Source organism: Pseudomonas sp. PDM17, from assembly GCF_014851985.1.
Lineage (GTDB): Bacteria > Pseudomonadota > Gammaproteobacteria > Pseudomonadales > Pseudomonadaceae > Pseudomonas.
The window spans coordinates 182,442-196,962 of record NZ_JACVAT010000004.1 but is presented as its reverse complement, the minus strand read 5'-3'; the positions used below and the strand labels follow the sequence as shown (position 1 = coordinate 196,962).

Below are 14,521 nucleotides of genomic sequence, written 5' to 3'. Positions count from 1 at the left end.
AGCGGAAAAACGACTCACCGAGATGGTAAGGGCGAACATGGAACAGCATTCCGACGGTTTGAAAGTAATGGTGATCGACGATTCCAAGACGATTCGTCGCACGGCTGAAACCCTGCTGAAGAAAGTCGGCTGCGATGTCATTACAGCCATCGACGGCTTCGACGCGCTGGCCAAGATCGCCGATACCCATCCCAGCATCATCTTCGTCGACATCATGATGCCGCGCCTGGATGGCTATCAGACCTGCGCCCTGATCAAGAACAACAGTGCATTCAAATCCACGCCGGTGATCATGCTGTCCTCCAAGGACGGCCTGTTCGACAAGGCCAAGGGTCGCATCGTCGGTTCCGATCAGTACCTCACCAAGCCCTTCAGCAAGGAAGAACTGCTCGGCGCGATCAAGACCCATGTGCCCGACTTCACCCCGGTGGAGCACGCTTCCTGAAGTCCGGCGCAAGCGCCGGTGACGCCTATTCCGTATGGGGACCACAATGGCTCGAATTCTGATTGTTGATGACTCGCCGACCGAGATGTACAAGCTGACCGCGATGCTGGAAAAGCACTCGCATCAGGTACTCAAGGCCGAAAATGGCGCCGATGGCGTGGCCCTGGCTCGCCAGGAAAAGCCCGACGTCGTCCTGATGGACATCGTCATGCCCGGCCTGAACGGCTTCCAGGCGACCCGTCAGCTGTCCAAGGACCCGGAAACCAGCGCGATTCCGGTGATCATCGTCACCACCAAGGACCAGGAGACCGACAAGGTCTGGGGCAAGCGCCAGGGCGCTCGCGACTACCTGACCAAGCCGGTGGACGAAGAAACACTGCTCAAGACCATCAATTCGGTACTGGCCGGCTGATACAGCTGTCCAGTACGTACAAAACATAATTATTAGAGAAGGCCAGGGCCGGCATGGCGGAAGTCCAGAGTCCTTTCGAGGTTCTCGTCCAGATCGATCAGCGCTGTCGTCAGCTGGCCGCGGGTCTGCCCGCGCAGCGCGAGGTGGTGCAGAGCTGGAACGGCATCGGCTTTCGCATGGCTGGGCGCCTGTTCGTGGCGCCCATGGGGGAGGTCGGCGAGGTTCTTCATGAACCGCGCTACACACTGCTGCCCGGTGTCCGTGACTGGGTGAAGGGGGTCGCCAACGTGCGCGGCCGCCTGTTGCCGATCATGGACCTGTGCGGTTTCCTCGGCGCGGAGCTTTCGCCTCTGCGCAAGCAACGGCGCGTGCTCGTCGTGGAATACCAGGAAGTCTTCGCCGGCCTCATCGTCGATGAGGTGTTCGGCATGCAGCACTTCCCGGTGGACACCTTCTCCGAGCAGTTGCCGCCGCTGGAAGCGGTCCTGCAGCCCTTTATCCATGGCGTCTTCCATCGGGAGCAACCCTGGCTCGTGTTCAGTCCGCATGCGCTGGCTCAGCACCCGGGGTTCCTGGACGTCGCCAGCTAGAGTTTGACCGGTTGGGCCGGCATTGCCGGCCCTTGTTGTGACATGGAAACCGTAATCGTGGTGGGTCCAGGCGGGGGCCGAATATGAAAAATATAAAGGCAGGCAGTCTTTTTTCGGGTGCGCGTAGCAGCTCGCTGATCCTCGGACTCTTCGTGGTCCTGATCGTGGCGATCGTCTTGCTGTTCGCCAACTTCGCTTACCTCAACACCCAGGCGAACCACGACAAACAGTACATCGGCCATGCCGGCGAACTGCGCGTGCTGTCCCAGCGTATCGCCAAGAACGCCACGGAAGCCGCGGCGGGCAAGGCGGAGGCGTTCAAGCTGCTGAAAGAAGCACGCAACGACTTCGAGAAGCGCTGGAACATCCTCTCCAAGGGTGACGAGAGCACCGGCCTGCCGCCGAGCCCGGATTCGGTACAACCGCAGATGGCGGATGTACAGAAGGACTGGGACACCCTGCGCAAGAACGCCGACTCCATCCTCGCCAGCGAACAGACCGTACTGTCCCTGCACCAGGTAGCCGCGACCCTCGCCGAAACCATCCCGCAGCTGCAGGTGGAGTACGAAGAGGTCGTCGACATCCTGCTGGAAAACGGCGCCCCGGCCGACCAGGTTGCGGTAGCCCAGCGCCAGTCGCTGCTGGCCGAACGTATCCTCGGCTCGGTGAACAAGGTGCTCGCCGGTGACGAGAACTCCGTGCAGGCCGCCGACAGCTTCGGCCGTGACGCCAGCCTCTTCGGCCGCGTACTCAAGGGCATGAAGGAAGGCAACGCGGCGATGAGCATCTCCAAGGTGACCAACGCAGAAGCGGTGGACCGCCTCAACGAGATCGCCGAGCTCTTCGAATTCGTTTCCGGCTCGGTGGACGAGATCCTCGAGACCTCCCCGGAACTGTTCCAGGTCCGTGAAGCCGCCAACACCATCTTCGGTGGCTCGCAGACCCTGCTGGACAAGGCCTCCAGCCTGGCCAGCGGCTTCGAGAACCTGACCGAAGGCCGTGTCTTCAACCAGGTCGCCAGCGCCATGCTGGGCATCATCGCCCTGGGCGCGATCATCCTCATCGGCCTGGTGATGGTGCGTGAAACCAACCGCCGACTGGCCGAGACCGCCGAGAAGAACGAACGTAACCAGGCGGCGATTCTGCGACTGCTCGACGAAATCGCCGACCTCGCCGACGGTGACCTGACGGTGGCCGCGACGGTAACCGAGGACTTCACCGGTGCGATCGCGGACTCCATCAACTACTCCATCGACCAGCTCCGCGAGCTGGTGGAAACCATCAACCTGACAGCCGTGCAGGTGGCCGCCGCCGCCCAGGAAACCCAGGCCACCGCCATGCACCTGGCCGAGGCTTCCGAGCACCAGGCCCAGGAAATCGCCGGCGCCTCCGCCGCGATCAACGAAATGGCCGTGTCCATTGACCAGGTATCGGCGAACGCCTCCGAGTCCTCGGCGGTAGCGGAACGTTCCGTAGCCATCGCCAACAAGGGCAACGAAGTGGTGCACAACACCATCACCGGCATGGACAACATCCGTGAGCAGATCCAGGACACCTCGAAGCGGATCAAACGCCTCGGTGAATCGTCCCAGGAGATCGGTGACATCGTAAGCCTCATCAACGACATTGCCGACCAGACCAACATCCTCGCCCTGAACGCAGCGATCCAGGCGTCCATGGCGGGCGACGCGGGCCGTGGCTTCGCCGTGGTAGCGGACGAAGTACAGCGCCTGGCGGAACGCTCCTCCGCTGCGACCAAGCAGATCGAGGCGCTGGTGAAGACCATTCAGACCGACACCAACGAAGCGGTGATCTCGATGGAACAGACCACCTCCGAGGTGGTCCGTGGTGCCCGCCTGGCGCAGGACGCCGGTGTGTCCCTGGAAGAGATCGAGAAGGTATCCAAGACCCTGGCAGCGTTGATCCAGAACATCTCCAACGCCGCCCGTCAGCAGGCCTCCTCCGCCGGCCACATTTCCAACACCATGAACGTGATCCAGGAGATCACCTCGCAGACCTCTGCCGGTACCACCGCCACCGCGCGCAGCATTGGTAACCTGGCCAAGATGGCCGGCGAGATGCGCCACTCCGTATCCGGCTTCAAACTGCCGGACACCGCCGAACAGGCCTGAGCAGAGGAGGTGCGCGGCTCGTAGCCGGGTAGCGCACGACAATCTTGAGCGAGGGGCGCGACATGCAGGCAAGTGGCGTCTGGTCGTTGCAGCCGTTGGCCGACATGTCGGCCGCGGACTTCCGCGACTGGCAGGCACTGTTGGAAGACCGCACCGGCGTTGTTGTCAACGAGCAACGCCGTGCCTTCCTGCAGACCAGCCTGGGCGCGCGGATGCGCGAACTGGGTATCGCCGACTACGGCACCTATTACCGCCAGGTCACCGATGGCCCGCGCGGCGCCGTCGAGTGGTCGAACCTGCTGGACCGCCTCACCGTTCAGGAAACCCGTTTCTTTCGCCACAAGGCATCTTTCGACGTGCTGGAAAGCTACCTGCTCCAGCGCCTCGAACAGGTCGGCCCGAGCCGGCCGCTGGCCTTGTGGAGCGTCGGCTGTTCCAGCGGCGAGGAGCCCTACTCCCTCGCCATGGTGGCCGCCAAGGTACTGGAAGATGCAGGTCTTGCGCCGCTGTATGGCGTGACCGGCACCGACATCAGCCTCAGCGCCCTCAACCGGGCACGCGAGGCCACGTATGCGGCACGCAAGCTTGCGGATATCGACCCGGAACTGGCCATGCGCTACTTCAGCGCGCAGGATGACGGTCGATACCGTGTGATACCCGATCTCGCCGGGCGCGTCTGTTGCGCGCGGCTGAATGTGCTGGAACTGGCCAAGGCGCCAATGTCCGGCATGGACGTGATTTTTTGCCAGAACCTGCTGATCTATTTCCGCCGCTGGCGGCGGCGGGAAATCCTCAATCGCCTGGCCGAGCGGCTGGCGCCTGGGGGACTGCTGGTGATCGGAGTGGGCGAGGTTGCCGATTGGCACCACCCGCTGCTCGAACCGGTCGCCGATGAGCGCGTTCTGGCCTTTACCCGGAAGGGATGACACAGACACATGAGTGGAGTGGCTATGGGTGATCGGCACGATTATGTCGCCCTGGAATGGGTAAAAGGCGAGATTGCCGAAACGCTCAAGCAGGCGCGGCAAGCCCTCGAATCCTACGTCGAGAATCCCCAGGACCCGACGCGGATGGGCTTTTGCCTGGCCTATATCCACCAGGTGCGCGGCACTCTGCAGATGGTGGAGTTCTACGGCGCAGCCCTGCTCGCCGAAGAAATGGAGTACCTGACCCAGGCGCTGATCGACGGCACGACCTCCAGCCAGAGCGAAGCGCTGGAAGTGCTGATGCAGGCCATCCTGCAACTGCCGGCGTACCTTGAGCGCATTCAGAGCGCCCGCCGCGACCTGCCGCTGGTGGTCCTGCCGCTGCTCAACGACCTGCGCACCGCCCGTGGCGAGAAGCTGCTGTCGGAAACCAGCCTGTTCTCCCCCGATCTGTCCCGCGAATCCCCGGTATTGCCGGTGGACGCCTTGGCGCGCCTGCGCACCGCCGAACTGCCGGCGCTGCTGCGCAAGCTGCGGCAGATGCTGCAGGTCGCCCTGGTCGGCGTCATCCGCAACCAGGACCTGCCGACCAACCTGGGCTACCTGGCGCGCGTCTTCGCCCGCCTCGAATCCCTGTGCAAGGACGCCCCGCTGGGCCGCCTGTGGGTGATCGCCTCGGCGATGATCGAAGGCCTGGCCAACGGCAGCATCGCCAACGGCACCTCGGTGCGTAACCTGCTGCGCCAGGTTGATCGCGAATTCAAGCGCCTGGTCGACCAGGGCGCCGACGCCATGAACCAGCCGGCGCCGGACGAGCTGATCAAGAACCTGCTGTTCTACGTGGCCAAGGCGTCGGACCAGTCGCCGCGCGTGCGTGCGGTGAAAGACGAGTACCGCCTGGACGATGCCCTGCCGGGCGCTGCCCTGGTGGACGAGGAGCGCGCCCGTCTCGCCGGCCCCGACCGCGACGCCATGCGTTCCGTCGTTGGTGCGCTGTGCGAGGAGCTGGTGCGGGTCAAGGACAGCCTTGACCTCTTCGTGCGCAGCGACCGCAGCGGCGTGAACGAGCTGGGCAGCCTGCTGGCGCCGCTCAAGCAGATCGCCGACACCCTCGCCGTGCTGGGCTTCGGCCAGCCGCGCAAGGTCATCCTCGACCAGATCGATGTGGTCAGCGCGCTCGCCCACGGCCAGCGCCAGCCCAACGACGCCACCCTGATGGATGTCGCCGGTGCGCTGCTGTATGTCGAGGCCACCCTGGCCGGCATGGTCGGCCCGAGCGAAGAGCCGGGCCGCGAAGAGAACGTCCTGCCGACCACTGACGTCGAGCAGATCCACCAGGTGGTGATCAAGGAAGCGCGCAACGGCCTGGAACTGGCCAAGGACGCGATCATCGAGTTCATCGCCTCGCAGTGGAACCACGAGCACCTGGCCCGCGTGCCGGAGCTGCTGACGCAGGTTCGCGGCGGTCTGGCGATGATCTCCCAGGAACGTGCGGCGAAACTGCTGGAAAACTGCAATCGCTACATCCAGGAACAACTGCTGGTGCGCCAGGCCGTGCCGGACTGGCACAGCCTGGACACCCTGGCCGACGCCATCACCAGCGTCGAGTACTACCTCGAGCGCCTGTCGGAAGACCACAACACCCAGGGCGACATGATCCTCGATGTGGCCGAGGAGAGCCTGGACAGCCTGGGCTACTCGCTCAAGCCGCGCCCGTCGATCCTCGACGCCGAGCCGAGCGCCTTCGCGCCTGCTCCGCTGGACAACCCACTCGACGAGATCGACGTGCTGGCCGCCCAGCCGCTGGCCGAGCCGACCGAAGCGGTGCCGGTGGAGGAAGTCCCGGAACTGGCCGCGCCGGTGGAAATCGCCGACAGCTTCGAGTCGTCCGGCTTCGAGACCGCCGCGCTCGAGGAGCCGTCGTTCGAGCAGCCTTCCTCCATGGCTTCTCTGGAAGAGCTCGCTCCTCCGGAAGAACGGGCCCCCGTTGAACAGCCAGCCCCGGTCGAAGAACCGATCCTCGACCTGGCCGACTTTGACGCGCCGCAACCCGTCGCTGAAAACGCAGAGAGCTTCACGTTCGAACCCCTGGAGCCGCTCGCTGAGCCTGCTGCCGCAGAAGAGCCTGCGCTGCTGGCCGACGTCGACCTCCCGGCGGAGCCCGAAGCCCGGACTGCCAGCGAAGCCGAATCCAGCTTCACCTTCGAATCCCTGGAACTGGACTCCGGCCTGCAGGCCGCTGAACCGTCCGCGGAACTGGGCGCCTGGACCCTGGACGAGGTCGAGCCGCTGGCCGCCGCTACCGAACCGAGCGCGCCGACCGCCACTTTGGAGCCGGAAAGCCTCAGCTGGGACATCGAGCTGGAGCCGGCTGCACCGCTCACCGACACCACCCTGGCCGACGAAGGCTGGTCGCTGGACGACAGCCACAAGGCCGACAGCATCGAGTTCAGCCTCGAAACGCTGGATGAAGCTCCCAGCCAACCGCTGGCCGATGAGCTGAGCTGGAACCTGGACGAAGCCGCCCCGCTGGCCGAGGCGCCGCGCTTCGACGAGCCGGCTCCGGCGGAGGCCGTCGTTGCCGAGCAGTCCTGGGAAGCCCTGGACCTGTCCACCGCGCCGAGCGAAACCCCGGCAACCCCGGAGCTGGTCGAAGACTTCGCCAGCCTGCCGTCGCTGGAGGCCGCTCCGGCCCCGGTAGACGAGCTGAGCTGGGACATGGAAACGCTCACCCCGGCTGGCGAGAAGCCTGCCGAGGAAGACTGGTTCAGCGTCGACCTGACCCAGCCGGCTGCCGAGTCGCCTGCGCCTTCCCTGGAACTGGACGAAAACTTCGCCAGCCTGGAAGCACTCGAACCCGCGCCGCTGGCGACCCTGGACTCCCTGGACGACCTGAGCTTCGACGCCCAACCGGCCACTGATGAGCCGTCCACCGCGCAAGTCGCGCTGGTCAGCGATGACAACTGGACCTTGGGCGAACTGAGCGAGCCGACCGCGCTGGACGCCGGCGTCGACCTCAGCCTCGACGCGCCGCTGCAGCTGGAAACGCTGGAGTCGCTGGCCGAAGCTGAAACTCCTGCCCTCCAGGCCGAAGCCTGGAGCGACGAGAACATCGCCGACCTGGACCTGCCGGAAGTCGAACTGCCCAGCCCGCCGGCCGAGCCCGAGCCGGTCGCCGAGGCACCGGCCAAGCCGCTGTCCCTGGCCGAAGTCATGGCTGCGCCGGTCCAGGCGATCAACCCGCCTGCCCAGGACGTGCCGCCCAGCCTGCTGCCGCCGCCCGCCGACGAAGAACCGATCGACGAAGAGCTGCGCGAGGTCTTCATCGAAGAAGCCGGTGAAGTTCTGGAAACCATCGGTGAGCACCTGCCGACCTGGCTGGCCAGCACCGATGATCGCGACTCGCTGACCGAAATCCGCCGCGCCTTCCACACCCTCAAGGGCAGTGGCCGGATGGTCCGCGCGCTGGTGATCGGCGAGCTGGCCTGGTCCATCGAGAACCTGCTCAACCGCGTGCTCGACCGCAGCATCGCCGCCTCGCCTGCCGTGCTGCAGGTGGTGCAGGACGTGGTCGCGCTGATGCCCGAGCTGGTCGACGAGTACGCCGCCAGCGCCCAGCGCCAGCGTGACGATGTCGACCGTCTGGCCGCCACCGCCCACGCATTGGCCAAGGGGCAGCCGGTACCGCCGCCGGGTGGCGGGTTGCCGGAATCGGCCCCGCAGGACGAGGACATCACCCCCGAGCTGGCTGAAGTCGAAGAGATTGCCGCGCAGGCAGCCAATGAGGGGCTCGACGAGAGCCTCGACCCGCAGTTGCTGGAGATCTTCCGCAATGAAGCGGAAGCCCATCTGGAAACTCTGGTCGGCTTCCTCGCCGATTGCGCGCAACAGCTGCCGCAGCCGGTGACCGACGACCTGCAGCGCGCCCTGCACACGCTCAAGGGCAGCGCGCACATGGCCGGCATCCTGCCGATCGCCGAAATCGCCACGCCGCTGGAGCGGCTGGTGAAGGAATTCAAGACCAACCTGTTGCAGGTCGACCTGCGCGAGGCCGAGCTGCTGCACGCCGCCGAAGGCCTGTTCCGTGTCGGTCTCGACCAGCTCGTCGAAGGCCGCCCGCTGGCGCCCATCGAGGGCAGCCCGGAGCTGCTGGCGCGCATCGCGCAGATCCACCAGGAACGCCTGGAGGCCGCCGAGGCCAAGCGTCGCGGTGAAAGCGGCGAGGGCAGCGGCAACGACCCGCAGATGATCGGCATGTTCCTCGCCGAGGGCATGGACATTCTGCTCGACGCCGAGGACCTGCTGCGCCGCTGGCGTGAACACCCGCAGGAGCGTCAGGAGCTGGGCGCCCTCTACGACGAGCTGGAAACCCTCAGCCGTGGCGCGCAGATGGCCGAGCTGCCGCAGATGGCGGAACTCGCCGATGCGCTGCTGGCGGTCTACGGCGCCGTGCGCCAGGGTCGCCTGGAAACCGGCGATGCCTTCTTCTCCGCCGCCGAAACCGCCCACGAGGCGCTGATCGGCATGATGGACCAGGTGGCTGCGGCCCTGCAGGTCAGCGCCCGCCCGGAACAGGTCGAAGCGCTGCATCGTTTGCTGGACGCCCCGGTCGCCGCACCGCAAGAGCCTGCGAACGACCTGCAGGACGCCACCGACATCGAGTTCGTCGACCTGGAAAGCCTCACCGCCGAGGACTTCCCGGCCGAGGACGAGGAGTTCCTGCTCGACAGCCGCCCGGTGGACGACGACAACCTGCCCGACGGCCTGAGCTGGTCGCCGCGCAACGCCAATGATGGCGCCCCGCGCGGCGCCGCCGATGATGACGACGATGACGTCATCACCGCCGAGACCCCGCATGCCCATCCCGCCCCGCAGCAACCGCCGCGGGCGCTGGACGAGGAAATGGTGGCGATCTTCCTTGAAGAGGCCGTCGATATTCTGGATAACGCCGGCCAGGCGCTGGACCAGTGGCTGGCCTCGCCCGAAGGCCTCGCCGCGCTCTCGACCTTGCAGCGCGACCTGCACACCCTCAAGGGTGGCGCGCGCATGGCGGAAATCCGCGAGATCGGCGACCTGTCCCACGAACTCGAATCGCTTTACGAAGGCCTGCTGGATCATCGTTTCCAGCACAGCCAGCCGCTAGGTGACCTGCTGCGTACCTGCCACGACCGTCTGGCGACCCAGCTCGACCAGTTGCAGGCCGGCCAGGCGCTGACCGATCCGGCCGATCTGGTGCAGACCATCCGCACCTTCCGCCAGAACCCGGCCGCCGGCCTGAGCCTGCCGCAGGCCGTGGCCGCGCAGCAGAACGCCGTGGCCGAGCAGGACGAAACCCTCGAGCTGCCGCCAGTCATCGAAGACGCCATCGAGCTGGAGCTGCCCGCCGAGGTGGCGCCGGAAGCCGAAGTGGCCGACGAGCTCGAAGCAACTGAGGCTGAGGCCAGCGATCTCGAAAGCATCGATCTCGAGAGCAGCGAGCCGGAGCTGGAAGTCACGGCGCAGGACCTCGACCTGCAGGCCTTCCTCGAAGCTGCCGAAACCGAGGTCGCCGGAGTGCAGCCGGCCGAGCCGGAAGCTGCTGTTCCTGAAGCCTCGGGCGTACAGGACAGCGAGTACGAGCTGAACGAAGACCGCGACCAGGAACTGGTGGAAATCTTCCTCGAGGAAGGTTTCGACATCCTCGAAAGCTCCTCCGGTGCCCTGCACCGCTGGATGGAAAACCCCGACAACAGCGTCGAGCTGGAAGCGCTGCAACGCGACCTGCACACCCTCAAGGGCGGCGCGCGGATGGCCGAGATCCGCCCCATCGGCGATCTCTCCCACGAACTGGAATTCCTCTACGAAGGCCTCTGCGGCGGACGTCTGCGCGCGAGCCCGACACTCTTCGAGCTGCTGCAGCGCTGCCACGACCGTCTCGCCGAGATGCTCGAAGCGGTCCAGCAGCATCGCCGGATTCCGGGAGGTGAATCGCTGATCGACGCGATCCACCGATTTCGTGCCAACCCCGAAGAACAACTGAGCATCCCCAGCAGCGTCAGCCTGCACGCGATCAGCTCCACCCATGCCGTGCCGGAAGGCCCGGAAGCCGACATCCTGGATATCTTCCTGGAAGAGGCCGACGACCTGCTCGAAGCCATGGAACAGGCCCTGGGCCGCTGGGACGCCGAGCGCGAGAACGGTGCGCTCGACGAGCTGCTGCGCATTCTCCACACCCTCAAGGGCGGTGCGCGCCTGGCTGGCCAGACCAGCCTGGGCGACCTGGCCCACGACCTCGAACAGCACCTGGGTGAAGCCCAGCAGCAGGGCGCGCCGTGGCCGGAAAGCCTGCTGATGGACGCGCAGTCCGGCTTCGAAGGCCTGCAGGCCGAAGTCGATCAGCTGCGCCTGCACCTGGGTGAGGTCGAGAGCGCCGAAAGCCAGCCTGAAGACATCGCCGAGGAACCGGTTGCCGAACAACCGGCTCCGGTGAACCTGCCAGCCTTGCCGGAAGCCATCATGGCCGCAGCCGTGCCGCAGCGCATCGATGCGCCGGTGGTGCTGCCCTTCGTCCGCCGTGCCCAGGAAGCTGCCCAGGAAGCCGCCGCGCGTCGTGCGCCGCAGGAACTGGTGAAGGTGCCCGCACAACTGCTCGAAGGCCTGGTCAACCTCGCCGGTGAGACCTCGATCTTCCGTGGTCGCGTCGAGCAGCAGGTGAGCGACGTCGGTTCGACACTGGGCGAGATGGACGCCACCATCGAGCGGGTCCGCGACCAGCTGCGCCGTCTCGATACCGAAACCCAGGCGCAGATCCTCTCGCGCCACCAGGCCGACGCCGAGCGCGCCGGCTACGAAGAATTCGACCCGCTGGAAATGGACCGCTACTCGCAGCTGCAGCAGCTTTCGCGCGCACTGTTCGAGTCCGCTTCCGACTTGTTCGACCTCAAGGAAACCCTGGCCGCCAAGAACCGCGACGCCGAGACGCTGCTGCTGCAACAGGCGCGGGTCAACACCGAGCTGCAGGAAGGCCTGATGCGCACCCGCATGGTGCCCTTCGACCGCCTGGTGCCACGCCTGCGCCGGATCGTCCGTCAGGTGGCGAGCGAGCTGGGCAAGCAAGTCGAGTTCGTGGTCAGCAACGCCGAAGGCGAAATGGACCGTACCGTGCTCGAACGCATCGTCGCGCCGCTGGAGCACATGCTGCGCAACGCGGTTGACCACGGCATCGAGTCTGGCGAGGCGCGCCGCATTGCCGGCAAGGCCGAGCAGGGCACCATCCGCCTGACCCTGGGCCGCGAGGGTGGCGACATCCTCCTGACCCTCGCCGACGACGGTGCCGGCATCCGCCTCGAAGCAGTTCGCCGCAAGGCCATCGAGCGTGGCCTGATGACCGACGACAGCGAGCTGAACGACCACGAGGTGCTGCAGTTCATCCTCGAAGCTGGCTTCAGTACCGCCGAGAAGGTCACGCAGATTTCCGGCCGTGGCGTGGGCATGGATGTGGTGAACTCCGAGGTGAAGCAGCTCGGCGGCTCCATGAGCATCCACTCCAGCATCGGCGAAGGCACCCGCTTCGACATTCGCCTGCCGTTCACCGTGTCGGTGAACCGCGCGCTGATGGTGCTCTCCGGCGAAGACCTCTACGCTCTGCCGCTGAACACCATCGAAGGTATCGTGCGGGTCTCCCCGTACGAGCTGGAAGCCCTCTACGAGCAGGCTGCCGCCGACGAGACCGGCGCCGCGCCGAGCTTCGAATACGCGGGCCAGAGCTATGAACTGAAGTACCTGGGCGACCTGCTCAACAATGGCCAGCATCCCAAGCTGGTCGGGCAGTCGCTGCCGCTGCCGGTGATCCTCGTGCGCTCGGCGGACCACGCCGTGGCAGTGCAGGTGGATGCCCTGGCGGGCTCGCGCGAGATCGTGGTGAAGAGCCTTGGTGCGCAGTTCGCCGGCGTCAGCGGCATCTCCGGTGCGACCATCCTGGGTGACGGTCGCGTGGTGGTGATTCTCGACCTGCTGGCGACCATCCGTGTGCTCCATGCGCAGCATGTCCAGCACGCCCCGCGCCGCCAGCTGGCTGGCCCGGCCGCCGCGGAGATCGAGCACCAGCGCCCGACCCTGGTCATGGTGGTGGACGACTCGGTCACCGTGCGCAAGGTCACCAGCCGCCTGCTCGAGCGCAACGGCATGAACGTGCTCACCGCCAAGGACGGGGTGGACGCCATCGCCCAACTGCAGGAACACAAGCCGGACATCATGCTGCTGGACATCGAGATGCCGCGCATGGACGGCTTCGAGGTGGCCACCCTGGTGCGCCACGATGAACAGCTGAAGGACCTGCCGATCATCATGATTACCTCCCGTACCGGCGAGAAGCACCGCGACCGTGCCCTGGCCATCGGCGTCAACCAGTACCTGGGCAAGCCGTACCAGGAATCCGAGCTGCTGGAGAATATCCACAAGCTGGTGAAGGCCCATGTCTGAGCAGAGCACGCCGCGGATTGCGGTGATCGCCGATACCTCGCTGCAGCGCCACGTGCTGGCGCAGGCCCTGGCCGGACACGGCTACCAGGTGGTGCTCAACGCCGACCCGGCGCGCCTTGAAAGCGAGCAGCTGGACGCCTGTGAGACCGACCTGTGGCTGGTGGACCTGGCGCAGCAGGAAGATTCACCGCTGGTGGACAACCTGCTGGAACAGTCGCGGGTGCCCGTGCTGTTCGGCGAAGGCCACGCGCCGGAGCGGCATTCCGAACATTACCCACGCTGGGAACGCCGGCTGGTCTCCAAGCTGCGCAAGCTGGTGGGCGATCCCAGCGCCGGCGTCGGCCGTAGCCTGGCTGCGCTGCTCGACGAAGCGCAGCGTCCGACCCGCGTAGCGCTGCCCGATGACCTTGCGGCCTCCCCGCTCAAGGCCGGCGAACCGGCCGCGCAGGTCTGGCTGCTGGCCGCCTCGCTGGGTGGTCCGGCGGCGGTGAAGACCTTCCTCGATGCGCTGCCCGGCGGCCTGCCGGTGGGCTTCCTGTATGCCCAGCACATCGACGCTGCCTTCGAGGCCAACCTGCCGCAAGCGGTCGGCCGCCACAGCCAGTGGCACGTCAACTCCGTGCGCGACGGCGACCCGGTGCGTTGCGGCGAAGTCGTGGTGGTGCCTATCTCCCGCGAACTGGGCTTCGATGACTCGGCACGCATGCGCGTGGAAGATCGCAGCTGGCCCGAGCCCTACAGCCCGTCCATTGACCAGATGATGCTCAACCTCGCCCAGCAGTACGGTGAGCGTTGCGGCGTGATCGTGTTCAGCGGCATGTGCAGCGACGGCAGCGCCGCCGCGGCCTACGTGCGCCGCCAGGGCGCGCCGATCTGGACCCAGCGCGCCGATAGCTGCGCCTGCTCCAGCATGCCCGACAGCCTGCGCGAAGGCGGCTACAGCCTCTTCACCGGCGACCCGCGCGAGCTCGCGGCGGCGCTGGTCAATCACCTTGCCGAACAATGCGTCGGCGCAGTCACCCAGTGAGATAAGGCCCGATGAGTGATCTCCCCGTCGCCAATGCCGGCGTTGCCAATAGCGCGGTTGCCAATGCTACCGCGGCCAACGCCGCCCCCAGCAGCCTGACCGCGCTGCTGGTGCCGCTGGCCGACCGCAACCTGCTGTTGCCCAACGTGGCGGTGGCCGAGCTGATCACCTACCGTGCCCCGCACCCGGTGGACGGCCTGCCGTCCTGGTACCTGGGCCAGGTGGCCTGGCGCGACCTGCGCCTGCCGCTACTGTCCTTCGAGGCGGCCTCCGACGGCCAGGCCGAAGTCAGCCCCGGCGCGCGGGTGATCGTGGTCAACGCCCTGGGCGGGCGACCCAACGTGAAATTCTTCGCCCTGCTGGTGCAGGGCATCCCACGTTCGGTGAAAGTTGGCAGTGATCTCAAGCGCGCCGACGTGCCGCTGGCGCCGCTGGAGCTGGACGCGGTGGACCTGGGCGATGCCCAGGCGCGCATCCCCGACCTGGCCGCGCTGGAGCAGAAGCTGGCCGACTCCGGCCTGATCTGAGC

The 14,521-nt window shown here is 66.3% G+C and carries 8 protein-coding genes; all 8 read left to right on the top strand.

The features are described from left to right. Positions 1–37: 37 nt before the first annotated feature. The 8 genes from pilG to IB256_RS15045 all read left to right on the top strand — a co-directional run bounded on the left by pilG (position 38) and on the right by IB256_RS15045 (position 14,519). A complete protein-coding gene (gene pilG / locus IB256_RS15080; RefSeq protein ID WP_015475142.1) occupies positions 38–445 on the top strand; it encodes a twitching motility response regulator PilG in 408 nt (135 codons plus the stop codon). A gap of 46 nt (positions 446–491) precedes the next feature. After that, positions 492–857: a twitching motility response regulator PilH gene (gene pilH / locus IB256_RS15075; RefSeq protein ID WP_024766237.1), complete on the top strand. Its 366-nt coding sequence runs from the start codon at positions 492–494 to the stop codon at positions 855–857. Positions 858–910: 53 nt separating this feature from the next. Continuing rightward, on the top strand, positions 911–1,447 hold the full coding sequence (locus IB256_RS15070) for a chemotaxis protein CheW (RefSeq protein ID WP_081519603.1): 537 nt from the start codon (positions 911–913) through the stop codon (positions 1,445–1,447). Positions 1,448–1,530: 83 nt separating this feature from the next. Beyond that, positions 1,531–3,579 (top strand): methyl-accepting chemotaxis protein, encoded by a 2,049-nt coding sequence (locus tag IB256_RS15065; protein WP_192293778.1) that lies wholly within the window; start codon positions 1,531–1,533, stop codon positions 3,577–3,579. A 62-nt stretch (positions 3,580–3,641) separates the two neighbouring features. Continuing rightward, entirely contained in the window at positions 3,642–4,505 is an 864-nt protein-coding gene (locus IB256_RS15060) for a protein-glutamate O-methyltransferase (RefSeq protein WP_192403554.1), read from the top strand. Positions 4,506–4,529: 24 nt separating this feature from the next. Continuing rightward, entirely contained in the window at positions 4,530–12,965 is an 8,436-nt protein-coding gene (locus tag IB256_RS15055) for an Hpt domain-containing protein (RefSeq protein WP_192403108.1), read from the top strand. After that, on the top strand, positions 12,958–13,992 hold the full coding sequence (locus IB256_RS15050) for a chemotaxis protein CheB (protein ID WP_192403107.1): 1,035 nt from the start codon (positions 12,958–12,960) through the stop codon (positions 13,990–13,992). The genes IB256_RS15055 and IB256_RS15050 overlap by 8 nt, the downstream gene beginning before the upstream one ends. Before the next feature lie 11 nt (positions 13,993–14,003). Next, entirely contained in the window at positions 14,004–14,519 is a 516-nt protein-coding gene (locus IB256_RS15045; protein WP_225601778.1) for a chemotaxis protein CheW, read from the top strand. The last annotated feature ends 2 nt before the right edge of the window (positions 14,520–14,521 follow it).

Coding starts and splice junctions, on each gene's coding strand:
- pilG (WP_015475142.1), top strand. CDS start 38: ATGGAACAGCATTCCGACGGTTTGAAAGTAATGGTGATCGACGATTCC.
- pilH (WP_024766237.1), top strand. CDS start 492: ATGGCTCGAATTCTGATTGTTGATGACTCGCCGACCGAGATGTACAAG.
- IB256_RS15070 (WP_081519603.1), top strand. CDS start 911: ATGGCGGAAGTCCAGAGTCCTTTCGAGGTTCTCGTCCAGATCGATCAG.
- IB256_RS15065 (WP_192293778.1), top strand. CDS start 1,531: ATGAAAAATATAAAGGCAGGCAGTCTTTTTTCGGGTGCGCGTAGCAGC.
- IB256_RS15060 (WP_192403554.1), top strand. CDS start 3,642: ATGCAGGCAAGTGGCGTCTGGTCGTTGCAGCCGTTGGCCGACATGTCG.
- IB256_RS15055 (WP_192403108.1), top strand. CDS start 4,530: ATGGGTGATCGGCACGATTATGTCGCCCTGGAATGGGTAAAAGGCGAG.
- IB256_RS15050 (WP_192403107.1), top strand. CDS start 12,958: ATGTCTGAGCAGAGCACGCCGCGGATTGCGGTGATCGCCGATACCTCG.
- IB256_RS15045 (WP_225601778.1), top strand. CDS start 14,004: ATGAGTGATCTCCCCGTCGCCAATGCCGGCGTTGCCAATAGCGCGGTT.